18 protein-coding genes are annotated in these 24,242 nt (G+C 48.8%); 1 reads left to right on the top strand and 17 read right to left on the bottom strand.

The features are described from left to right. Positions 1–6: 6 nt before the first annotated feature. From K331_RS0104305 to K331_RS0104360, 12 genes are all read right to left on the bottom strand, one after another. The gene (locus tag K331_RS0104305; RefSeq protein ID WP_028589334.1) at positions 7–888 is read right to left on the bottom strand and encodes a carbohydrate ABC transporter permease; all 882 of its coding nucleotides are present in this window, start codon (positions 886–888) and stop codon (positions 7–9) included. Between the two features lie 215 nt (positions 889–1,103). Further along, on the bottom strand, positions 1,104–2,435 hold the full coding sequence (locus tag K331_RS0104310) for an extracellular solute-binding protein (RefSeq protein ID WP_028589335.1): 1,332 nt from the start codon (positions 2,433–2,435) through the stop codon (positions 1,104–1,106). 136 nt (positions 2,436–2,571) lie between these two features. Continuing rightward, positions 2,572–3,357, bottom strand: a complete 786-nt coding sequence (locus K331_RS0104315) for a response regulator transcription factor (protein WP_028589336.1) — start codon at positions 3,355–3,357, stop codon at positions 2,572–2,574. Beyond that, on the bottom strand, positions 3,354–5,132 hold the full coding sequence (locus tag K331_RS0104320; protein WP_028589337.1) for a sensor histidine kinase: 1,779 nt from the start codon (positions 5,130–5,132) through the stop codon (positions 3,354–3,356). The genes K331_RS0104315 and K331_RS0104320 overlap by 4 nt, the downstream gene beginning before the upstream one ends. A gap of 233 nt (positions 5,133–5,365) precedes the next feature. Then, the gene (locus K331_RS0104325; protein WP_051289612.1) at positions 5,366–6,418 is read right to left on the bottom strand and encodes an endo-1,4-beta-xylanase; all 1,053 of its coding nucleotides are present in this window, start codon (positions 6,416–6,418) and stop codon (positions 5,366–5,368) included. A gap of 59 nt (positions 6,419–6,477) precedes the next feature. Further along, positions 6,478–7,413, bottom strand: coding sequence for a carbohydrate ABC transporter permease (locus K331_RS0104330; protein ID WP_028589339.1), 936 nt, complete (start codon positions 7,411–7,413; stop codon positions 6,478–6,480). Positions 7,414–7,536: 123 nt separating this feature from the next. Further along, positions 7,537–8,511, bottom strand: coding sequence for an ABC transporter permease (locus tag K331_RS0104335; protein ID WP_028589340.1), 975 nt, complete (start codon positions 8,509–8,511; stop codon positions 7,537–7,539). A gap of 125 nt (positions 8,512–8,636) precedes the next feature. Then, positions 8,637–10,304, bottom strand: coding sequence for an ABC transporter substrate-binding protein (locus K331_RS0104340; RefSeq protein ID WP_028589341.1), 1,668 nt, complete (start codon positions 10,302–10,304; stop codon positions 8,637–8,639). 179 nt (positions 10,305–10,483) lie between these two features. Beyond that, the gene (locus tag K331_RS0104345; RefSeq protein ID WP_028589342.1) at positions 10,484–12,229 is read right to left on the bottom strand and encodes a sensor histidine kinase; all 1,746 of its coding nucleotides are present in this window, start codon (positions 12,227–12,229) and stop codon (positions 10,484–10,486) included. Continuing rightward, positions 12,219–14,024 (bottom strand): response regulator, encoded by a 1,806-nt coding sequence (locus tag K331_RS0104350; protein ID WP_028589343.1) that lies wholly within the window; start codon positions 14,022–14,024, stop codon positions 12,219–12,221. Before K331_RS0104350 ends, K331_RS0104345 begins: the two co-directional genes overlap by 11 nt. A gap of 392 nt (positions 14,025–14,416) precedes the next feature. Continuing rightward, complete coding sequence (locus K331_RS0104355) at positions 14,417–15,235, bottom strand: Nif3-like dinuclear metal center hexameric protein (RefSeq protein ID WP_028589344.1); 819 nt, start codon at positions 15,233–15,235, stop codon at positions 14,417–14,419. Positions 15,236–15,267: 32 nt separating this feature from the next. After that, on the bottom strand, positions 15,268–18,801 hold the full coding sequence (locus tag K331_RS0104360) for a glycoside hydrolase family 2 TIM barrel-domain containing protein (RefSeq protein ID WP_028589345.1): 3,534 nt from the start codon (positions 18,799–18,801) through the stop codon (positions 15,268–15,270). 361 nt (positions 18,802–19,162) lie between these two features. Between K331_RS0104360 and K331_RS0104365 the strand changes: the two genes are divergently transcribed. After that, positions 19,163–20,734: a choice-of-anchor I domain-containing protein gene (locus tag K331_RS0104365; RefSeq protein WP_226383530.1), complete on the top strand. Its 1,572-nt coding sequence runs from the start codon at positions 19,163–19,165 to the stop codon at positions 20,732–20,734. 117 nt (positions 20,735–20,851) lie between these two features. Here K331_RS0104365 and K331_RS0104370 read toward each other — a convergent pair whose 3' ends face one another. The 5 genes from K331_RS0104370 to K331_RS0104390 form a co-directional block, all read right to left on the bottom strand. Further along, on the bottom strand, positions 20,852–21,346 hold the full coding sequence (locus K331_RS0104370) for a YajQ family cyclic di-GMP-binding protein (RefSeq protein WP_018883335.1): 495 nt from the start codon (positions 21,344–21,346) through the stop codon (positions 20,852–20,854). Between the two features lie 165 nt (positions 21,347–21,511). Further along, positions 21,512–21,676 carry a hypothetical protein gene (locus tag K331_RS32150; RefSeq protein WP_166653173.1) on the bottom strand — a complete coding sequence of 55 codons (165 nt, stop codon included), beginning with the start codon at positions 21,674–21,676 and terminating at the stop codon, positions 21,512–21,514. Between the two features lie 153 nt (positions 21,677–21,829). Continuing rightward, positions 21,830–22,837, bottom strand: coding sequence for a helix-turn-helix domain-containing protein (locus tag K331_RS0104380; protein WP_028589347.1), 1,008 nt, complete (start codon positions 22,835–22,837; stop codon positions 21,830–21,832). A 29-nt stretch (positions 22,838–22,866) separates the two neighbouring features. Then, complete coding sequence (locus tag K331_RS0104385) at positions 22,867–23,613, bottom strand: DUF3388 domain-containing protein (RefSeq protein WP_033412136.1); 747 nt, start codon at positions 23,611–23,613, stop codon at positions 22,867–22,869. Between the two features lie 305 nt (positions 23,614–23,918). Further along, positions 23,919–24,173 (bottom strand): DUF3243 domain-containing protein, encoded by a 255-nt coding sequence (locus K331_RS0104390; RefSeq protein ID WP_018883339.1) that lies wholly within the window; start codon positions 24,171–24,173, stop codon positions 23,919–23,921. Positions 24,174–24,242 lie beyond the last annotated feature (69 nt).

The raw sequence follows: 24,242 nt of genomic DNA on the forward strand, positions 1-24,242 counted from the left end.
CTACAGCTACGAATACTGAATCGTCTCCTTGCTCGCCGTCGCCCGGCGAATGATCCACGTCACGATGAGACAGATCAGTAACAAGAAAAATGCAATAGCACTTCCATATCCAAAATCATAGGCACGGAACGCTGTCAAATACATGTAAGATGCCATCACCTCACTCGCTCCATTTGGCCCACCGCCTGTCATGACATAGATGAGGTCAAAATATTTCAAGGAGCCGACGACGGCCAGCACGATCGTCACCTTAATGACCTCGAGCATAAGCGGGAGCCGGATGCGCAGGGCAATCTGCAAAGAGTTTGCACCGTCAATTCGTGCGGCCTCCTCCAGCGTGGACGGGATATTCTTCAATCCAGCATAGTAGATGAGAATATAAAAACCCGCATATTGCCATAGAATCGGTACGAATAGCGCATACAGTACGAGATGAGGCTCGGCCAGCCATGCTGGCGGATTCGCGATTCCCATTGTCTCAAGCAGGCTGTTCACGATCCCGTTCGTTGGATGATACATACGCAGCCAGAGCTGGGCAATAGCTACAGAGGACAGAAGCATCGGAATCAAATAGATTTTGCGAAATAGATTGGCCCCCTTAATTCGGGAAGCCAACACCATGGCTACTGCCAGATAGATGATTAGACTTACTGCCGAGAATAGTGCGAGCAGCAGGGAGTGCCATGCACTGGCCCAGAACTTGTCGTCGGTGAGCAGTGCTGTATAATTCTCCATGCCGATAAAAGTCAGAGCCCCAATCCCATTCCAATCATGCAGTCCATAATATGCGGTAAGGAGGATCGGTATGTAGACGATTCCCAGAATGATGAGTAAGGCAGGAAGTACATACAAGGTAATAATCTTCTTGTTGGACATGACTTTATCCAATATACTCAGACTCCTTTCTCCGTGCTGGCCCTTGGCAGGTCGATATGGTGACCCTACTCCGCCAAGCGCGACCCGGCAACTTGCCGGATCGGATGGCTCAGTCGGATCATAACCTCTCAAGTGTTGAACTGATTATTTCCACAGCAGTGCGATTGATATCAGGCGATTCAAGTGTTAAATATCCACGATGTCTAGAACAAAGACCGAATAGCGAGTTATTTCTGCCCGGAATTGCTCTTGGCCATCGCCGCATCATGCTCCTCGGAGAATTTCTCAGGGGTCGCCGCCTTGCCAAATAGGGCCTGAATCATATTCAGGTGTGTCTCAGCCGCATTGGCCTCCATCTGCACATCTGCAAACAATGTAATGCTGCTCGCCTGATTCATTTCCTCGAATAGCTCAATGTAGAGCGAAGGCAGCTCGAGTGTATCCGTATTTACCTTCGTGGCCGGGATGACGCCTGCACCTGTCACAGACTGCTCCCCCCACTCGCTCACGAAATACTCAACGAATTTCTTCGCTTCCTCCTTCACCCTCGAGTTCTCCGAGATGAACAGCCCGACACCTGGTCCGCCAACCCAGCTATTGATATTACCTTTGCCATCAGAGGCAGCCGGAAATTTGAAGAAGCCCACACTGTCACGGAATTGCTGTGGAATCTCTTCGTTCGTCGTAAAATTCGGCAGCTCCCAGGTGCCCATCATGTACATGGCTGCCTTGCCATTGAGGAACTCGGATTTGGCTTCTTCATTGGACAAACCGTTAAACCCTTTGACAAAAGCATTCATATCCACCAGCGTCTGTACCTCAGTAGCTGCCTGAAGTAATGTGGGGTCCTTGAAGCTATTTTTTCCTTGAATGGCACCTGCCAGTGTCTCCTGGCCACCAAGCCGGTCAGCCAAATACATATACCACAGTGAACCTGTCCAGCGATCCTTGTTGCCCAGCGCAATCGGAGCCATCCCCTGATCCGCCAACGTTTTCACTACATTCTTGAACTGGTCATACGTCTCGGGTACCTCCACACCATACTGTTCAAAGATTGCTTTGTTATAGTACACAGGTGCAATATTGAATTCCAACGGCAAGGCATACGTCTTACCATCCACTGCATAAGCCTCTGTCGTGCCCGCTACGAACCTACCATTCAGCTCTCCAGCGAGCAGATCATCCATTGGTGTGAACAGGCCTCCTTCTACATATGGTTTCAGAAATCCAGCAGCCCAAGTGACTCCCACATCCGGCAGTTCATTTGAGGCGGAGAGCACCTTCAGCTTGTTCTTGTATTGCTCATTATCGAGCACCTCCTGCTTGATCGTTACATTCGGATGCTCCTTCTGATACTCGTCAATAATTTGATTCACAATTTTGTTCTGTCCTGCGGACACGCCTGCTGGCCACAAATGCATGAAGTTCACCGTCACTTGATTGCCTTCATTGCTGCCTGAGCCTTCACCTCCAGAATCACTACCTGCATTACCACAGCCAGCTACTATCAAAGTAAGGCACCAGATGAGGAGAAGAATCGTCCACTTTTTGTTGAACATGCATACAACCCCTTTTCTCATGTATAATCGCGGGAACTGTAACCGCTTCACCAAAATTGTAACAATGTGCTCCCATCGAGATAAGGTAACAACGATTAGGATTAATGCCACTATGATTAGAATATTTCGGTACGGACTAGATCTGCTCATCAGGGTCGGACAGACTTTGACGATATTGACCTGGGCTTAGCCCTTCCAGACTGCGGAACACCTTCACGAAATATCGAGCCGTCTGGTAGCCTACCTGCTCGGCAATCTCTGCTACTGGCATGGATGTACCTACCAGCAATTCTCTCGCCCGCTGGACACGTCGGTGGGTCAGATATTCGCTGAACGTAAGTCCTGTCTGTTCCTTGAATAGCACGCTCAGATAGCTTGAATTCATATGTAATGCATAGGCTGTCTCACGTAGTGATAAGGGGTCCTGTAAATGCTGATCAATATATCGAAGCGCCTCCTGCACCTTCGCCACATAGGCCTTCTCCTGTCCGGCTGTCTCCAGTAGCTTCACATCAATTAACTGCTCCATGCGTAGAACCCGTTGCATATTCTCTTCTTTGGCTAATGCCGCTTCTACCGCACCTACGAGCTGTTCTTTATCCAAAGGCTTCAGCAAATAGTCCACAACACCAAAGCGGAGCGCCTGACGGGCCAACTCAAATTCAGAGTAACCGGAGATCACAATAATCGCTGGTGGACGAGACCTGTGATGAATGCGTTCAATCAGTTCCAGCCCGCCTAGCTCAGGCATACGGATATCGGTTACTACCAGCTGTGCTTCCTGTGCCTGCAGCCATTCCAGTGCCTCTAAGCCGCTGGCAGCGGTCTCAATCCGGCAACGCCCAGAGGACCAGGTGCTTATGGTCTTTTTGACCCCTTCACGTGTCCTTGGTTCATCATCTACGATCAGAATTGTCTTCATATCGCTTCACCTCTTCTACTTCCTCCAGCATGATCAGGGATTTCGAAGGATATCGTCGTGCCATGTCCTGGTTCGCTTTCTATCCGTAGGCAAGGTCCACAATTCTCAAAAAATAACCGCAGACGCCGCTCGACATTGGCAAGACCAACACCGCTACGTTTATTACTCTCTGTGTGCCCTGCGCTAAAACTAGCATACAGCTCCTTCACCTTGTCTCGGCTCATACCCGGACCATTATCCGTTACCGAGATGAGCGTATGACCCGGCCGTTGAGCAGGAATAGCGCGTACGACGACTTGTCCGGGCTCCAGACGCTGCTCCACACCATGCCAGATGGCATTCTCCACGATGGGCTGAATCAGGAGCTTCGGGATTAGCAGGCGCTGGCTCGCCTCGTCTACCTCCATGGACCAGGAAAGACGATGCATGAGACGCATGTTCATAATGACCAGATAACGTTCGACATGCTCCAGTTCTTCACGAAGTTGGACCCACTCATCTCCCTCTCGGCGATGAATAACGTAACGGAACAATCCGGACATCGCCACGACAATACGGGCCAGCTCTTCCTCCCCACGTTCATCCAACTCCCAGCAGAGCGCCTCCATCGTATTGAACAGGAAATGCGGATGGATCTGCGCCTGAAGTGCCTTCAGCTCCGTTCTGCTCTGGAGGATTTCCTTCTGGTAGACGACCTGGATCAACTCATTCAATGAATCTACCATCTGATTATAGGAAAGACTGAGCTCCCGAATCTCAACCGTTCGTGAACTGAGAGGTATAGGATTCATCGTCCCTGAGCCTATTCCCCGCATACCTCGAATCAAATACCGGATCGGCCGAATGAGCATGGTCGTCAGAATAAAGCTCAATATTAGAAACAATACGGCTCCAATCATCGCAGATAGCAGGATCGACTGGCGTAGTACTGGAACCCATTCTGTCGTATAGTTCACCGGTGTCAGCATGATCAGCCTCCAGCCAGTGGGCTCCAATTCGTTGTGTACAGCCACATAGTGCTCTTTCCCGAGCTGTAACGTCCCCTGATCCTGCTCAGCTGCAAAAACATCTGCGGCGTCCGCAGCAGAGGCAGAATTCGCCGATAGCACATGACCTCCCTGATCATATAGCCATATCCCTTCCCTAGTGACGGTAGAAAAGCTGCTCGCAGCATCCGTTAAAGTGAAGTAGGCTTTATCTAATCGAATATAAAGATATCCACCGTGAGTGAAGGATTTCTCGACCAGACGTATTCTCCTTACTGCTACAACTGCACTGGCATCAACCGGATCTTCACCGAACCAGACTAGCTGCCCCTTCCCCGCATCAGCCTGCTGAATCCAGTCAGGAGGGAGCCTGTCCACGAGACTTCCATCATCCAGAGGAAGCAGTCTACGATAATTACCTGTATAGATCTCCAGTGACTTGATGTCTGTAGCATAAGCTTCATATTTGCTAACCTCACGCTGGAGCTGCTGACGATTTTCGAACGATAGAGGACTGCCCTCCGCCTCCTGCATCAGCAGACGCTGAACTGTAGCATTGGTCGATACCTGCGCCGTCAGCGTATTGACCTGATTCAGCATCGCTTCCAACCTGCCCATCGTCTGCATGGAGGTCTGCTGAATGTGGCGCTCAGCACTGTTGCGGAGCAATACGGACACCTGCTTGTACACAATCATCCCGATGAATATAAGTACAATGACCATTACGAGCATAAAGCCAAGAAAAATCTGATTTCGCAACGTATTCAGACTGTTAATCCATCTAGACATGCGTCTGCACTCCTTTCCAATAGAACATCCTTATTCACGAAAGCAAGGGAATATGGCAGCGCAAAAAAGCCTCCTTGCCTCCAATATGCTTGGGCAGAAAGGCTTTATTGTCTATTTCTCCAGCCAGAGGACTCGTCCGCCAGCTGTGGTCGATGGGAGGCGAGCAAGCTGAGCACGCCTACAAAGGCCCTCGCGCTATGATCTACACAAGCATCAGAACGAAACCGCTCTATTTATCTGCCTCTGGGGTGGTTATACCTTGCGAGCTGATGAAACGCCGCCTTGGGGAGGTGGGACTCATCGAACAGGAACGGCCAGTTCTTCCGCCCCCGTACTGGAAAATCATCCAGCCATGTATAATCGTCTGCTGCACCCCAGAAGGTTACAGAGGACACATGCTGACGATACTCCTTCAGCAGTTCGAAGACGTCCGCATAACGGCGAGCCTGCAATTCCAGCATCTCTTCGCTCGGTTGTGTGAGATCCTTACGATGATCATCGAAGCGATACACGGACATATCCAGCTCGGTGATCTGCAATTGCAGACCAAGCGAAGCATATCTTTCGATGGCTGCACGAATTTCATCCAGACCTGGCTCATAGAGATTCCAGTGTGCCTGTAGCCCTACTCCATGAATGGGCACGCCCTGCTCTAGCAACGATTGAAGAAGCTTATGAATCTTCCGGCTCTTCTGCGGATCGGATTCATTATAGTCGTTGTAGAACAACAGTGCGTCTGGATCAGCCTCATGCGCGTACTCGAACGCTTTGGCAATGAAGTCGGGGCCTGCAATCTCCAGCCAACGTGAGGGACGAAGCAACTCGTCTCCTTCATCCGCAATAACCTCATTCACCACGTCCCAGGCGTAAATATCATTTTTGTACCTGCTCATAACGGTTCTAATGTGAGATTTCATGCGCTGCAGCAAGGTCTCCTGATCCACCCTAGATCCGCTATGGCTTTCGAACATCCAATCAGAGGTCTGATTATGCCACACAAGCGTATGGCCTCGCATCTTCATGCCATGCTCGCGTGCAAAGGAGACGATACGATCTGCTTCCTCGAAGGTATATTCGTCCTCTGTCGGATGCACACTTATGAACTTCATTTCATTCTCAGCCGTAATACTGTTGAAATGCGCCACTAGCAGATCACGCTGCGTATGAATGGTTCGTGCGCTCACTGCCGCTCCAATCAGAAAGTCGTGTCTGAATTGCTCCTGAAACAGCTCCTTCAGCTTCGGCACTTGGCTCTTGTACTGCGATTGGCCCTTGTACTGCGACATCCAGATCGCCTCCTGTAACCTGTATATTTCGAGCGGATAAGCTCATGACAGCATGCAAGCTATCCTTTGACGCCGCCCAACGTCATGCCCTTCACAAAATATTTCTGAAGAAACGGATATACGAGAATGATTGGCACGCTTGCTACAATGGTCATTGTGGCCCGAACCGAGGTCGGTGTGACCTGATTGACTCCACTCTCAGATCTGGCGAACTGACTGGCATAGTCATTCCCAGAATTAAGCGAGGAGTTGGAATTTTGTAGAATCTTCATCAGCTCGTATTGCAATGTGCTAAGCTCACCGTATGAGGAATTATACAAAAAGACATCGAACCAGGAATTCCATTGGAACACAGCCGTGAACAACGATACTGTAGCTAGTACCGGGACACATAGCGGCAGGACAATTCGGATGAACGTACTGAACTCGCCAGCTCCGTCGATACGTGCGGACTCCAGAATGCCCTCAGGCAAGCCCTCAATGAAGGAACGAATTACGATGACATTAAATACCCCGATCAGTCCTGGAATGATATAGACGGCGAACGTCCCCAGCATACCGAGCTCACGAATGAGCAGAAAGTTCGGAATGAGGCCTCCATTGAAATACATGGTCAAAATAAAAGCGATGGATACAAATTTGCGCAGAACATACTCCGGGCGACTGATCGTATAAGCGACCATGGCACAGCAGAATACGGAAGTCAGTGTGCCAATAATCGTCCGCAGTACCGAGATGAGCGTAGCGTGAAAGATAGTCGCTTCCTTGAAGACATACTTGTAGTTCTCCCAAGTGAATTCTCGCGGCCACAGATAAATACCGCCTTTGACCGAGTCATTTGCATCATTAAGCGATACCGCAAGTGTATTAATAAAAGGATACAACGTCACAATGATTAAAAATGTCATGAACACGATGTTACACGTATCGAATATCCGATCCGATGGTGATTTGAACCGGGCATGCATACGCGGTGCAGCGGATGTCTTCGCCATAGCGGTCCTCCCGTCGTTATTGTGCCAATTACACTATTACACTATCTTACGTCACTCTCCAAGGCTTGCTCGCCTACCTGCCCTCTTGAAGAGCACCGTCTCGAACCGAGACGAGCTTGTATGTTAGAATAGCCTCTCACCACCAAGCCGCTTCGCGATATGATTCGCACTGAATAGCAGGATGAAGCTGACGATCGTCTTGAACATCCCTGCAGCAATCGAGAGCGAGAAATTCCCCATCTGAATTCCGTATTTCAGTACGAAAATATCGAGGTTCTCCGAATAATCTACGTTCATGCCATTTCCAAGCAAATATTGCGGCTCAAAGCCTGATTCGAGCAAATTACCGATATTCATAATAAGCAGGATGATAAACACGGGCTTCAGCCCCGGAAGTGTGATGTGCCATATGCGTTGAAAACGTCCGGCCCCGTCCATCTCTGCCGCCTCATATTGTGCCGGATCAATCATCGTCATAGCTGCTAGATAGATGATCGTATTCCAGCCGACATTCTTCCATACCTCTGAGGCTCCTAGAATCCCCCAGAAATATTCACCTTTGCCGAGCCACAGAATAGGCTCCTGGATCAGCCCAGACCACAGGAGTAGCTCATTAACGATTCCGCCGTCAGCGGATAGCGCAGTTGAGATAATACTCGCCGCGACGACCCAAGAGATAAAGTGCGGCAGATAGCTGACAGTCTGTACGAAGCGCTTGAACATGATGTTGCGCAGCTCGTTCAGCAGAACAGCAAGAATGATTGCCGTCGAGAAGCCCAGAATCAGATTAATGAAGCTCATGGCAAGCGTATTGCGCATAACCCGGAAGAAATGCTCATCCTGAAATAGAAACACAAAATGCTGTAAGCCAACCCATTCCTGGTCAAAAATTTTCTTCGCTGGCTTGAAATCCTGAAATGCAATTGTCCAGCCCCATAAGGGGAGATACTTAAAAATGAACAGCCATATCAAAAAAGGAATCGACATGAAGACGAGCGTTCTCTGCTGTAGCAGCTTCTGAAAAAATCCCTTTCGGCTAGCTTTTACTTCCGCTAAGGTCTGATGCTGTACAGGCTCCAATGAATTCGCCTTATTCACAGCTTCTACTCCTCTCTCTCCCAAAATCCGGTGTAGCCCCTCTCATGCCTTTTGAAGACATATCTTCACGATATACCGGGAAGTCCCTCCGTACGGGAGTTCCCGGTGGGCCTGTGATCATTCGATTATTTGCCCTGCACTCTGTCGATCTTTTTTGCGATCTCTGTAGTAATGAACTCCTCGTAATCCTTGACACCCAGCTTGTTGAACTCGGCAATGTACTCATTCCAGATGCCTTCGAAATCCGCTGGATTCGCCAGTACCAGGCGTGGGAAGTATTTCCGCTGCAAATCGCTCTTCTTCTGGGTGAAAATCTGTGCCGGGGAGCCCTGTACCATAGGAATGCTCCAGGCCGGGAACCATGGACGCTCATCAGGTGCAGCAAACAATTGGGAGAAGGATTCGATACCATAGGCATCCAGTATCTTCTTATCGCCCTCGGTATAGGACATCTGCGCTACCTCAGGCTGACGCCCGGCACCCACGGAGTTGCCATCGGGAAGCGTAGAGCCGCTTCCGTACCGTGGCCAGCTGTACTCAAAATATTTGAAGCCGAAGGTCTCACGGAATGCCTCAGCATTGGTCTGTACAATCTGTTCTGGCGTGCGGTAGAAGCGACCGCTCTCATCAACAGAATAGGTCTCGTCCTTGATGCCCCACTGCGATAGAATCTGATTCTCATCCGTCAGCAGATTATCGAAGAACTTAATGATCCGCTCTGGATTCTTGGCGCTGACCGAAATGCCAACCCCACGGTTGTTGATAAAGGAGGGTGGATCTAGGTACTGATCCTTGGTATTCTCGTCAAATACGATGGGCAGAGCCATATATTCCAGATCATCATTGCCAGAGGCTCTGGAGGCTTCACGCAGATTGTTCAGCGCTTGCCCGGCCTGCCATCTGTAATCGAAGAAGCCAAGCACCTTACCAGAAGCCAGCTTCGCCAGATATTGATCATAGTTGTCTACGAAGGAGGACTTGTCGAACAGCCCTTCCATATTCAGTTGGTTCAGTTCCTGTAAATACCGCTTCGTAATGTCATCATCCGAGTAATCGTTCGCCTGATGCGTCTGCATATCAATAAGAACATCGCCCTCGTTAGGGTAGCCAGCCAGATGCATTGGCGGATTCGTAAAGGCAAAGAATTTATCCTGTGTGGTCAGTGCCAGGTAGCCTGTCAAGCCCTCGCCTGGATGCTTTTTGACATAGTCCCGAATCAGGTTCAGATACTCATCCAGCGTCTTGACCTTCGGGTAGCCAGCCTCCTTCAACACACGGCGCTGAATCCAGAATGCTCCCTGCTCCACATTCGGATCGGAGATAAATTCACCTACGACCGGGCTCATAGGCAGGAAATAGATGTTCCCATCCTCGGCCTTCATGAGATTATAGTACGGCTCGTAGACCCGCTTGATATTCGGACCATACTGGTCAATAAGATCGTTAAGAGCAATGAAGGAGCCTGAGCTGACCAGCTTGTCAATGGAATCCCCTGGTACGATCACGTCAGGATAATCGTTACTGGCAATAAAGGTACCTATCTTCGTATTCTCATCACCCACAAGATGCTCCATTTTAAAGTTGACACCCGTCTGCTCCTCCAGCATTTTACCTATCGTCGTTTCGTTAGTATTTTTGTCTTTACCAGCTACGGAGTTGAAATAAGTAAAGGTGACCTTGTCATCCGGTCCGCCATCCCCTTCTGCCGATTGGGTTCCTTTTCCGCTACAGGCAGCGAGTAAGGATACCATCATCACCATTGTCAAACAGCCAAGCCAAAGTTTCTTGTACATGCTCTGGGCCGACCCCTTTCGCTTCTGGTTTTTGAAAGCACTTTCATTATATGGGAGCCAATGACACATGTTTACCCGCCAATCTTTAGAGGATACTTAGAAAACTATAGAAGCTGCACCTATGACGTGGCTATCCACTTTCCCAAGGTCCGATCTGAACCTTACTGGCCAAATTAAGCCTACAGAAGCTTCAAAGGAATAAAAAGCTGGATGCGTGTTCCCTCCCCAAGCGAGCTATCCATCTGGAATTGAAATTCTGTGCCGTAATACAACTTCAGACGATAGATGACATTCTGAATTCCGATTCGCTCCCCCATCTGCGTTTCTGAATCCATATAGCTATGGATTCGCTCTACCTGCTCCCGTGGCATCCCGGCTCCATCATCCTGAATGATACAAATCAGGTGATCCTGCTCACGCTTCACAAGTACACGAAGGCTACCTCCAAGCTTCAGCGGCTCAATACCGTGGATGACAGCATTCTCTACGAATGTAACGATGGACATCTTGGGGATTAGCCACTCTCCTTCTTCTACAGGGGAATCAACCGAATATTTAATCTTCTCACCGAACCGGTAGCATTGAATTTCAAGGAAGCAGTGTACAAAGCCAAGCTCCTCCTTGAGCGTGACCATATCCTTCTTCCACACTAACGAATTGCGCAGCAGCTTCGCGAGATGATGAATGATCCGTGCGGTCTCATCCTCATCCTTCATCAGGCTTCTCATACGGATCGTCTCCAGCGTATTGAACAGAAAATGCGGATGGATCTGGCTCTGCAGAGCATTCAACTGGGCATGCCTCCGCTGTAGCTCCAGATCCTTTTTCTGAATATCAGCCACATATACGTCGTTAATCAAGCTCTCGATCCGCCTTGTCATCCGGTTGAACTCATCGGTCAACTGCCCGATCTCATCTCGCGCCTCCGCTCCTTCAATCGTAGCGTAATTCTGATGCTTGACCTGCTTCATATGCTTAAGAATTCGTACTAGCCGTACATTGAGCGATTGACTAATCCAGAGGATGACCAATGTCGGCAGCAAGAAATTCAGACACGTAAGCACCACAATGAATCTGAGCGACTGCTGGACATCACGTAGAACTACATTTTCGGGAATATGAGCTATCAGGGTCCAGGTATTCAGATTATTCGTGCTGAAGGGCTGCGTCTGGAAGGTGATGTATTTCTCGTCATGCGTGATATGAATATAAGGAATACTTGACTTTAGTACATCTACATTCGGGTCCGTTGTATATTCGACCTTGCCGCTGCTGCCTAGCAAATAGATTTTGCCGGGAATATTGAGATTGCTCAGAATCTGCCGAATGGCATTGGTCTGCATGTCGATCTTGAGGTATTTAACATGATGATCCTGAGAAGTAAAGTAGTCCATTCTTCGCACTACACTGAAGCTGTCCAGTTGCCCGAATTGGCCTGTTCGCAAGACCACCGGCTGGGAGGAGGGGTTCCGTGATACCTGTTGGTACCAGCTTTCCTGCTGTACATCGTAGTCAATCAAGTTGATTCCTCCCGAAGGCAGCAATGTGGGATTATCAACATACACCGTAATCTTCTCAACTGAGTTGTATACCGCACTGCCCGAGTTAAGAATACGACGCAGATACGAATCGTAAGCTGCGACATAGTTAGCGGGGTCTTCATAGACGGTATCCACAATCTCGTTCAGCTGAATATCGGTGTAGAACACAGATGAAACCTCCGTAGCAGCTTGTACCTCGCGACTGAACTCATTTTTCATTTGCTCCAGTGCCACCCGCACATCCTGCATTCGTTGCTCCCTAACACTGGTGGAGGTGACCTGATAGAATACCAGATTGGTAATCAAGATGGGCAGGAAAACAGCCAGAAAATACATCAGGAGCATTTTATCGCGAAGGCGAACGTGATTCAAACTAAGCTTCATCATGCTGTCCCTTCCACATGAAGCCTGCCATGTTGCTATCTATGGTGCCATTAGCGTTACCAGCCTGATGATCGTTAGCAACGTTATTAGCATTAATAGACTCATTGGTCTCATTGGTCTTATTGATCTCATTGGTCTTATTAGTTTCATTAGTTGCATTGATCTCATTAGTCTCATCAGCATTGTTCCTCGTCCCAGCCTGGGTTAATCCAGTCTCATTCAGTAAGCGAGTACGATACTCGGTCGGTGTAGAACGCTCCATCTTTTCGAATTGGGTCACAAAATAATCCGGATTGGCAAAACCCACGTGCCCCGCAATCTCATAGATACGAAGATCCGTCTGACGCAACAGGCGTTTGGCTTCACTTACACGTAGCTGCAGTAAAAAGTCATTAAAATAGATGCCATATGTTTTTTTGAACAGCTGTCCGAGATAGACTGGATTCATATAGAATTTCGCTGCGATGCTCTTGAGACTAATATTATGATGAAAATGGGTCTCGATATAGGCTCTGATCTGCCCAATACCGCCCTTCTGCTGCTCACGGCGAAGCTGAGCAATATAGTGTGCGCTCTCTACAGCAAATGTCGTAAATAGCCGCTTCAGCTCTCTCAAGGACAGATTATGGTCATGCCAGATCATCATCGCTTCAAGACTGGCTAGGTGGTCCTGTTGTCCACCCATCCGATTCAGCACTCGCACAACACCAAGCACACATTGGTTAATGGCGGTCTTCACCGCTTCAGGCGCGTACAGCTTGCTCTGGAATGTGCGAAACAGATCATGAATCGTTTGCTCCAGCTCCTCAAATTGTAGCTCCTCGATCTGCTCTAGCAGCTTCGTGTACAGACTCTCCTCCAGACCAATATAGTGCAGCTCCAACTTGATAGTGTCCTCGAAGAGGACAATACCGCACTCATCATAGACATACTTGTACTGCAAGGCTTCCTTCGCGGAGGCATAGGCTTGCTGCATCTCATCCAATCCTTGGACAGGCTTACTGAAGTACAGCAGTACTCTTCTCTGCTCTCCACTCAGAAGACGCTGCACCTGAACTGCAAAAGCCTGCAGATGTCCATCCATCGACGAAATCATCCGCTCAGGCACGATAACTCCGATCCGATTGCGATGTTCATGCAGATATAACGGATGATCGGTCCCTATGACCTCCCGTAGTGCCAGCTCCACCTGCGTCTTGAGCGCCTCTCCATCTGACTTGTCCTCCACGCGAGGACGAATGAAGTCATGATCATTCAGCTCCACAAAAACATAATACAGCCGCTCACTAGACTGCAGCTGCAGTCTGGATTCCCATTCCCGCAACAGTACACTATCCACCTCTCCCATAATGAGAGATTCCATCAGACTTTCTGACAGAAGCTGATTCGTTCGATAGCGGGCCTCGCGCTCTTCTGCCAGCCGCTTGCTCAGACGAACAAGAGCATCGCTCAGTTCGGCTTCATCGATCGGCTTCAATATGAAATCATGCACACCAAAACGCACAGCTTGCTTGGCATAATTGAATTCATCATATCCGCTTACGATCATAAAATAGGGATTGGCCGTTCCTTGTGATTTGACCCGCCTGATTAGCTCCAGCCCATCCAGCACTGGCATACGAATATCCGTGATGACTACATCGGGCTGTAGACGCTCAATGATTTCCAGTGCATCCTCACCATTGTCCGCCTCTTCGACGATTTCGAACCCGCAGGCCGTCCAATCCACCAGCTTCAGTAGTCCTTTGCGCGTGAATACCTCATCATCCACCAAGATTACCCGGTTCAAATGCACGGTATACCCCTCTTCCCTCATCCTTATAGTCGTTCACCTCAATAGGCAAACGCTTTCATTTCTAATTCTTTATTCTATCTACATAAAAGTCAACATATCTCAGATGTAAGTCATTAAGTATAATTGTGCATTGGTATGTGTAGCATTGGTATGTATATGCCGGAGCTATCTCCAACTGTTCTCCCGATAGATCCTATCGAATCTATGAAAAGAATCACTGCAACAACAATAGCTAAAAACCGCCCAGGACTTTTTGAATCCAGGACAGCTTTTAGCCGTTAGCCTTTGAATACAATCTCATCTGCTGGCCCAGTTACGCTCGCACAGCTTCATTACAGATCACTTGTAGCACGATATCCCTGGTTTCACTTATACAGCGCAGCTTCACTTGGCTATAACACCTGAATACTATAGCAAGATGGTATATAATGGACCGGGACATCCGGAAAGTCATCTTGTAGCCCTCTGGCAATCGCTTCCATCCCTGGACCCTCACTGACAGCATGCCCTAGTAGGAACAGGACCTTCCCCATGCCCTGAGCAATACTGTCCCCAACATACTCCGGTGTCTCCCATTCGGGACCTTCACCGATCATGAGCAGCTCCACCCCCTCAGCCTGAAAAAGTGGAATCGCATGCGCACCACTACCTCTGTATCCCACAGTAATGCCAATGCGACGGCAGAGGGACTCATGATCGCCAATATACCGAAGATATGGTAAATGCAGCTTTTTCTTGATCAGATTCGCTAGTACTGCTACTGGTACTGCTTCAGGTAACAGCACGATCGTTGAGGTCGACATCGCCGAGATGACATAGGCTTCCCAATCAAGAGCCGTCACCAAGCTATGCGTTATGATATCAGGGCTATATCGATGTGGAGCATCGTGATGGCGATAAATAACAATCCCCGACGAATGGATCAACTCCTGCTTGGCTTTGTATACGGGATCTCCAATCAGTTCAGCCGAAGCCTGTATTCGATGACTATAATAGATACCTTCATGTGTAATCAACAGATTGGCATCAAGCTCCAGAGCTCGTTGTATCACGTCATGAGATGCACAAAAGGTAACCGCTATTCCCCTTACAAATGTATCTGGTGTACCAGTTAGCAATCCATCTACGTTCTGATCGTGTTGTGCCATCCCTTCCCATCCTGCCGTCGGCTCTACTAGTCGTTGAATGACGTCCTGAACCGTAAGCCTCATGTGCAGCCTCCCTCTTACAGTTGCGTGTAAATCTATACCGAATCTCTTCCTGCGGAGCGCCGGAATTGGAACCAGCCGAAGTCAAACTGACTACCAGGCAAAAAGAGAAAGGTGACCTTCTGCATGCCCCGAATCGGCTCCAGCTGAAACATCCGTTCTGTGTAATCATCCGATTGATGGAACTCCACCAATTGACGATGCTCCTGATTCCCATCATGAAACCGCAGATGTAATGTATTCTTATCAATTGAAGATCGACCATAGAGAATAAGCTGGTCTGCTCCCTCCTCCTGAAAATCCATATGCAAATATTCCAAGGAAACATTATTGCCTATGCCCTCAACAAAATCCCCTGTGACTGTAAAGGTATCGCCATAGATGTGATCACTAGCGGCTGCCGTATGGCGCGCAAAAGCCCGATTGATTGGCTCGAAGGAGAAGCCCTTGATATGGACCTTCTCCTGCAATACGAAGCAGACCGACGTAATTCCCCGCAGCGGCTGGGACAGCACATATGTCTCCTCCTGATACACGTTCCAGCGTGATTCCTTTTGATAGATGACATCGGCCAGCATCGTGCTGCCCGCTTCACCAGGTATACCCTCCCATATTTGCAATGCATAAGGCTCACTTGACAGAGCAAAGATGGGGATCGTAATCGTATCTGCTCCGAGCGGACCGAAATCCAGCTCATGAAAGCCCACCTGTGTCTCTCCGTCGCGGCTAGTCGCAACCCCCTTCTCGTTACCATTGCTGAGATCGCCTTGGCTGTAATCATAAAGTCCTGCAGAAATGAATTCATAGGGATTCTTGAAAGCGGGTCCCAATCCTGTCCCCGTGAATTCCAGCTGTGACATAAGCCTGATGTGCTCTGTCCCATTACGACTAGTACAACGTACGCGGAAATCCCCATCTCCGATTGCGATAACAGTCGCACTATTCTCCGCCGGGACGATGCGAGCCATGTTAGACACAATTCCGGCTTCATTGACGACAGACCATTCCAATTCAGGATAGGTGGCATGTGGGGGATGGAGCTCGGCGCGGACGATCACTGCTCGAGTCATTGGATCAAGCTGCTGCCCTCCCTCGCTGATCAGCTCGATTTTACGAACAAGAATTTCATCCTTGCATCCCGTCACGATTGGCAGATCTTCATTTCGCTGTTGCGCGTCGATTCTACCTAGCTCGCCTGACTCGACAGCTACTACGGTGTCGAGCAGTATAGACGCAGTAGGCAAGCCTGGTGATGATACACGAAGCTGAATTGACCCAGCGTGTAGAGTTGATCCTATGATCGCCATTACCTTGCCGCTGAACAGCCGTCTGCTCCTTCCTTTGTAAGGGTCATAGTCTGTACTATCCCCATTGTCGAGTCCCAGCAGCCGACCTGCCCCTGTTACCTCTACGTGGATGCGATTGTTGGCATTTTCTACAATACGTCCGTTACCATCTTTCATGGCAATCTCAACAAAGATCAGATCGGTACCGTTAGCCAACATCGACTTGGAATCAGCATGCAAGACAATACGTTCAGGATCTCCGAAGGAGGCTCTTGTGTCTGTAGCAAGTACACGCCCGTTGTCGTCATATGCAATAGCCACCAGTTCTCCCGGTTCATATGGAACCTTCCACCAGCCGAGCAGCTCATGTCCATGAGTATGGTCAATGTAGTGGATACCCAAGCTTCTTCCGTTCAGACGCAGCTCGACCTTAGGTGCATTGGAGCAAACACGAACATCGATCATCTGACCAGGATTGAAATCCCAGTAAGGAAGCAGGTGAACCATGGGGTTCGTCCGATAATCCGTCCATGCAGCTTGATAAATAAAGTAGGCATCCTTCTTGAAAGTAGCTGTATCCAGCTGTCCGAAATAGGAGCTCTTCGTATGGTATGGGGTAGGTTCACCAATATAGTCGAAGCCTGTCCATATGAATTGGCCCAGCGAGAAGGGAGTGTCCCGCTCAGCCAGAATGCAAGCCTCGGCTGACCTAGCTCCCCAACTTGTAGGGCTGTTGCCCAGCGAAGAGCACTGTCTGTCGTCTTCCGTAAGAATGGATTGCTCATACGGGAAATGATACACCCCTCTACTGGATACGACGGAAGCTGTCTCACTACCATAGATGATCCAGTCGGGATACTGTAGATGATGGGCAGCGTAGTATTTATCGCCATAGTTATAGCCAGCCACTTTGACAAGATCAGCACATTTGCGGGCATTCTCCCACGGCATATAGTTCGACCCAATGGTTACGCTTGCATTTTTCCGTGGATCATGCTGCTGCACATACTCCATCAGTCTGAGTGTAATCTCCTGCCCTCGCTCATCCGCATGCGTATCATAGATTTCATTACCGATGCTCCACAGCATCAGACTCGGATGGTTACGGTCTCGTCGAATCCAGCTCCTGACATCCCGTTCTGCCCACTCCCCAAAGAATCTGGCGTAGTCATAAGGCGTCTTCGGACGCTCCCACATATCGAAGGCCTCCGACACGACGAGCAGGCCCAGTTCATCCGTCAGCTCCATAAGCTCCTTGGCTGGCATGTTATGTGCGGTCCGGATAGCATTCGCCCCCATCTCCTTCAGCAACCGCATTCTTCCTAGCAGCGCCGCCTTATTGAAGGCTGCCCCCAGCGCACCCAGATCATGATGCTCGCATACACCATTCAGCTTCATTGGCTTCCCATTGAGCAAGAGTCCCTGCTCAGGATCAAGCACGATATCACGAAAGCCGATAGACTGGCTAATCGTCTCCAGCAGCTCTAGGTCAGAGGTCACTCCCTGCGTCATAACCTCGGCCTGACCAGCATGTAACTGCCCGTTAATCGCCTGAGAAGGCAACCTGTGAATTGTAGTGACAAGCTGATACAAATGCGGTGTATCCGGGCTCCACAGTAATGGGCATTGTACCTGCATGGTTAGCTGACTGGTAATGACTGGACTGGTCTGTGCATCTATCAGCTCGCCTTGCGCGATAGGATTTTGTATAGCTGCAACCGCCTGCCCGGCCTGCCATAGCGTATGCGTCAGTTGAACGGCATGACTAAGCCTGAGCTCTGTCTCTATATTCAGTTGCCAGAACGGGTCCTCCTGCTTGGTAGACACATAGATGCCATCCGTTACAATGTGGCTTGGCCCTCTGGTCTTCAGCCAGACGTTGCGATAGATGCCTGCACCCGAATACCAGCGGCTACTAGGCGCCTGATGTACGACTTTGACTACAAGCTCGTTGTCCCCTTGGACGAGTGCATCCGAGATCACATGCTCAAATGCCGAATAGCCATATTTCCACTCTCCTACAACCTTGCCGTTGACGTATACATATGAGTCCATATAGACCCCATCGAAGCACAGAACGAGCTCTTGCCCATCCCAGTCCGGGCTCCATGATATTACCTTGCGATACCAGCCAATGCTGTCCTCATAGAGCTCTTGGGTATTGTAGATGAGCCAATCATGGGGAATGTCTACCTGTTCGAAATTCAATGCATTCCAATCGGTTGTACCCAGACTGCTCTTGGCGAATGTCCAGCCTTCGTTGAAGCGTACCTTGCTGTTCACAGTGCATACTCACATCCTAGGTTTAGTATTCAGACTAAAATAGAGAACGATGACTATTCTCAAGCAAAGAGTTTTGATTCTTCTACTATATCACGCCATTTGGTAAAAGATGTATTTATTTGGCAGGTTCTATATTTCTCAAAGAATTTTCTTTATGCACCGTCTGTAAAAAACATCTCGGATCATATCATCTCCTGCATTTGTGATTACACATTCGTCTACTTGGAATAATTTTCATGTATTGATTTACACAAATCTCGACTTACGTTTACTTTGCAATTACGAACTTTTTCTATACTAAAGCAGATATACCGCCATGAGCTAGAATAAGGACCTGATCATGAAAGGGGAATCTGTTACGTTGAACAAGAAAAAAACCTGGCTCGCCGTGCTCTCCACGGCGGCAATTCTAGCTGGTGGAGTAGCAAGTAATCCTCTATCCACGCATGCAGCAGATGCCGCAGAGGCTGTGCAGCTACGTACAGTTATCCAGAATATGCAAGGGAAAGTACAATGGAATCCTCGCACCAAGCAGGTGGATATCCAAGCTGAGGGACTGAATGCCAGCCTTCAAGTGGGATCAGGCAAAGCCACGATTAACGGCAGCTCTGTGAGCCTTGACAGCAGCACTTATTTGTCTAATGGCAAGACCTATATTTCCGGCAATACGTTCTCTCTCATGCAAGACGCTGTGTTGAAAGCGCAGAACAAAACCGGATTCGAGCTGGCAGCTTCCTTCCAGATGCCAGGGAATAAAGCGGAGATTGCTGCCTCCACACCCGATGGCAACCGCCTGCTCGTAACCGAAGCGGATATGGGAAGCATCAGTGTGCTGGACATCGCAGATCTGAAGCAGGTTCGTGTCTTGAAGACCATCAGCTTCCACGAGTTGTCTCCTGCTGCAGAGGTAACCAGTGTCACCGTCTCCAAGGACGGGCAGTATGGACTTGCTGTGCTTCGTACTGGAGACACGGATCTTAACGCTAACAAAGGCTTGCTCGCTGTCGTAGATCTGTCTACGTATACTACAGTCAAAACCTATGAGCTCGGGATTGGCCCCGATTCCATCGCACTCTCACCGGATGGACAGCACGCTGTAATTGCGATCGAGGATGAAGAGCTCAATAAGGAAGCAGATGAGATCGACTACGCAAATGCTAAGAGACCTGGCAGCATTATGATCGTGAGCTTCCCAGGCGGCGATGTCCTGCATGGTGAAGTTACGGATATCCCTGTCTCGCTTGCTGAAGTACCTGGAGCCATTTATCCGCATGATCCCCAGCCGGAGTATGTAGCGATTAGCCCAGACAGCACAACGGCTGCTGTGACTCTCCAGGAGAATAATGTAATTGCCCTGGTTGATTTACGTACCAAGCAGCTCAGCCATGTCTTTTCTTTGGGGACGACCTCGCATTCAGCAGATCTAGAGGATGATGGCGTCGTACACTTCACTGATGCGCTGACTGCACGTTATGAACCGGATGGCATTGCCTTTACGGCAGATGGCCAGTATGTACTGACCGCGAATGAAGGCGATCTCGGGAAGAATGAATTTAAGGATGGAGTCAAGGCGGGCGGACGCAACATTGCAGTCTGGAATTTGCAAGGCCAACGTATATACGACAGCCAGAACCTCATTGATGAGGCCACCGCCAAAGTAGGACTGTATCCGGACGATCGCAGTCCGAACAAGGGCAGTGAGGTTGAGAATGTAACCATTGCTGACGTAGACGGCGTGACGATAGCTGCAGTAGCCTCAGAACGAGCAGATGCCATTTTGTTCTTCAATCTGAACAATCCAGCCGAGCCGAGCTATATGGGTCTCATCCCTACTGCAGGTGAATCACCGGAAGGCATCCACAGGATACAAGGGCGAAGCATGTTCGTTAGTGCAGATGAAAGCACCGGAACCTTGAGCTTCTTTGCCAAATAGGCTTATAGGATAACATAGTTGAAGTCATATCTATAGTAAGTATCACTATTAAAAAATACACCCTTTGGAGTAAGCTGAGCCACTTTGCCCGCTTGATTCCAAAGGGTGTATTTATCATCATTTGAAATTCGTAAATTGCAGATCCAACGACAGATGCTCAGCCCCGCGTAATAGCTGCATGACCGATTGAAGATCATCTCTGCTTTTGCCTGTCACACGAATCTGATCGCCCTGAATCTGGCTCTTAACCTTGAGCTTCGAATCACGAATAAGAATATTGATCTTCTTGGCATTCTCCTGGTCAACACCTTGCTTGAAGCTTAGCTTCTGGCGAACCGTCCCCATAGAAGCAGGCTCAATCTTTCCATAGTCGATGTTCTTCACTGCCAGTCCGCGCTTGATCATCTTTGATTTCAGAATATCCAGCACAGCGTTCAGCTTATAATCATCATCCGAAGTGATAACCAATGCATCCTTCTCCAGGCTAAGATCGCTCTTGCTGCCTTTAAAATCAAAGCGAGTCTCAATCTCACGTTCCGTCTGATGAACAGCGTTCGTCAGTTCCTGCATCTCCATTTTACTAACGATATCAAAAGAGTGTTCAGAAGCCATATGTATCATCCTTTCCAACCATTTCAATTGTATTATATGTAAAAAAGGAAGCCCTGTCTAATCCCGCAATCACCTGCACCTAACCAACCACACGAAAAAGGTATTCTGGCAATGAACCAGAATACCTTTTGCTATGCACTTATCCAACTCGTACATACGCTTGCCTTAGGAACGGCTTTCGATGGGACGTCTGAACATATCCAATATCCCGAGCACGATATGTGCCAGACCAAAGCCCAAAATGCCATATCCCCAAGCATTTGGTGTCAGATAATAACCTAATAGGCTGACTATAATACCCAGTCCTGTTACGATCCAGCTAACGGTCAAGCTGATGCACCTCCTTCAGTCGGAGTCTAATGACTACCTGTCTGTAGACAGTCATAGTATCTCCAGAAGGCACTGGCTATATGCGTGAACTACTACTCATCCTTGATCCTTCAACTAGCTCACATTCGGCTATGATCCTAAAGCTTATTTCCCTTAATTGTTGGAATCGGAAGCATCCGCTTCAGAATCAGCGCTTGCGTCTGTCGTGGAATTGGAGCTCGGGTTGGCGGCTGAATCATCCATTACTAGACGAATGCGCGTTGTCGCTTTTCCATCCGTAATCGGCTGTCCAGCAACCGTGATTGCTGTGGCCGCGGAGTAGCCTGACTTAATATACATACCCTCAGCACTCAGATCCCAAGAGAAGGAATCACCGCTTGCCGTATTGCCGTATTCCAGCTTCTCGCCCCGCGAATTCTCTCCCTTGTATACCTCGAGCCAGCTATGGCCAGTTGCATTAATTTCAACCTTCACCGGAGTACCCTCTGCACCAGATACCTTAAAGATCGTCGTACTCCCAGCCTTACCATCCTCAGTTACAGTAACTCCTGTTGGAGTTGAGGTTTCTGGCTCATCGTCATTGGGTGTAGTGGACCCATCCTCCGCACCCGTACCGCCTCCAGGCTCATTCGTCTCCCCAGGCGTCGTTCCTTGCCCCGGCTCAGTGCTGCCACCATTTTGCCCAGGTGTAGAGGTAGATGGAGTCTGCTCTGTAGGAGGAGGATTTTGTTCTGTTGCAGGTGCGGCTGGCGGCTCATCCGCATTGTTCTTGTTAAGAGAGTTAACATACCCATAGATCAGCACCACGATCAGAATCGGGAAAAGCCATAACAATATGGAAGACAGACGTTTGATGCTTCTTTCACTTCCATTTGAACGATTGGAGCGCTTCTGCATCACTGGCTCCATCACAGTTTCCGGCTCGCTGGCAGGGACATCCTTCTTATGACCTTCCATCAGCTCATCAGGGTTCAGACCTACCGTCTCCGCATAGGTCTTAATGAAAGCCCGCACATAAAAGGTCCCTGGCAATACCTTATAATCTCCAGCCTCGATCGCTTCGAGATACCTTTTACGAATTTTGGTCATTTCCTGGACATCATCCAGGCTCAACCCTTTTTGCAGCCGGGCCTCTCTAAGTTGTTGACCCAGTTCAGACATGCCATCATCTCCTCGTTCATTACGCAATATTATAGATCATCCGTATAACTTGTAGTAAATGTATCGTAAATGATTTCCTCATTCGGATTGTTCCGCAACTCAATAATAATATCAAAATCATCGAAGCTGTAGCCGGATTCACGCACAAAAATGTCCGGATGCTCAATAACCTTCGTACTGCGCATACTCATAATCTCCTGCAGGAGATTGTAATGCTTCTCATTGGAACGGATTGTGCTTACAATGCCATCAATGATAAACACATTGTTGGGATTCATCTCTTCCTCAGAAAGCTGGCTTCTTACGGTCTGACGAAGCAAGGTAGAGGATACGAAAGTCCATCGCTTCATGGCACAGACGCTGCTTGCAATAATGGATTCGGTCTTGCCTACTCTAGGCATGCCACGTAGCCCGATAACCTGATTGCCATCCCTTTTAAATACTTCACCCAAAAAGTCGACCAATAACCCAAGCTCATCGCGAGTAAAACGAAAAGTCTTGCGATCATCCGAATCACGATCAATGTATCGACCATGGCGTACAGCGAGAATATCCACCAGCTTCGGTGGGCGAAAGGCTGTAATCGTAATATTGTTAGCCTTTTGCAGCATTTCTCCCAGAATTCGGATCTTCTCATCATCATCGGATTCCAGCAACATACCTCTACGCTGACCTTCCACCCCATTGATGGTGATAATGTTCACCTCGAGCATCCCTAGCATGGAAGCAATATCCCCGAGCAGCCCCGGGCGATTTTTATGTATTTTATATTCCATGTACCATTGCTTGGTTTCCGTCACATTGACACCTCATTCAAACCTATATTCTAACACATATCGACATCAAATATCGAATTTCGTCATAGAAAACCTATTCCTTAGTCTCCACGGACAAAAGAGTCAAGTTTATGATATATAAAAAAGATTCAAAAAACAAGAACAGTCGTGTAACTATTAAAGACAGCCTCCTGCTGATGCCGTCTGTTGCAAGCCTGCTAGACGCTTACATGCCCACAGCATGTACATTTAGGCAGAAAAGCCCCCTTACAGGGAGCTTTATCTGCAATTACTGCTACTTCGGCTTAAGCGTTCAGCTTGGCAAGCTTCACCATGCATCTGGCAATGGTGTGACGCTCATCCTCGTCCGCAACCTCCCACAGCTCCTTCAAGGCACGGTTGGAATAGTTGGACGGGTCTACCTTTTCATCCAGGAACTCACCGATTTCAAAAGCAAGCTCGGCAATCGTGTCCTGACTGATCCCCATTTTCTCGGCCTGTTCTACACGTTGGCCAAGGAACTTCTTCCAGCTATCAAAATTTTTGAGTACTGACGACATCTCGGATTCCTCCTTACAGGCAGTTATAATTGGGATGGACAATTGTAATATGCGCTGTCAGCCCGTTCT

Origin of the sequence: Paenibacillus massiliensis subsp. panacisoli DSM 21345, assembly GCF_000426545.1 — a bacterium.
GTDB lineage: Bacteria > Bacillota > Bacilli > Paenibacillales > Paenibacillaceae > Paenibacillus > Paenibacillus panacisoli.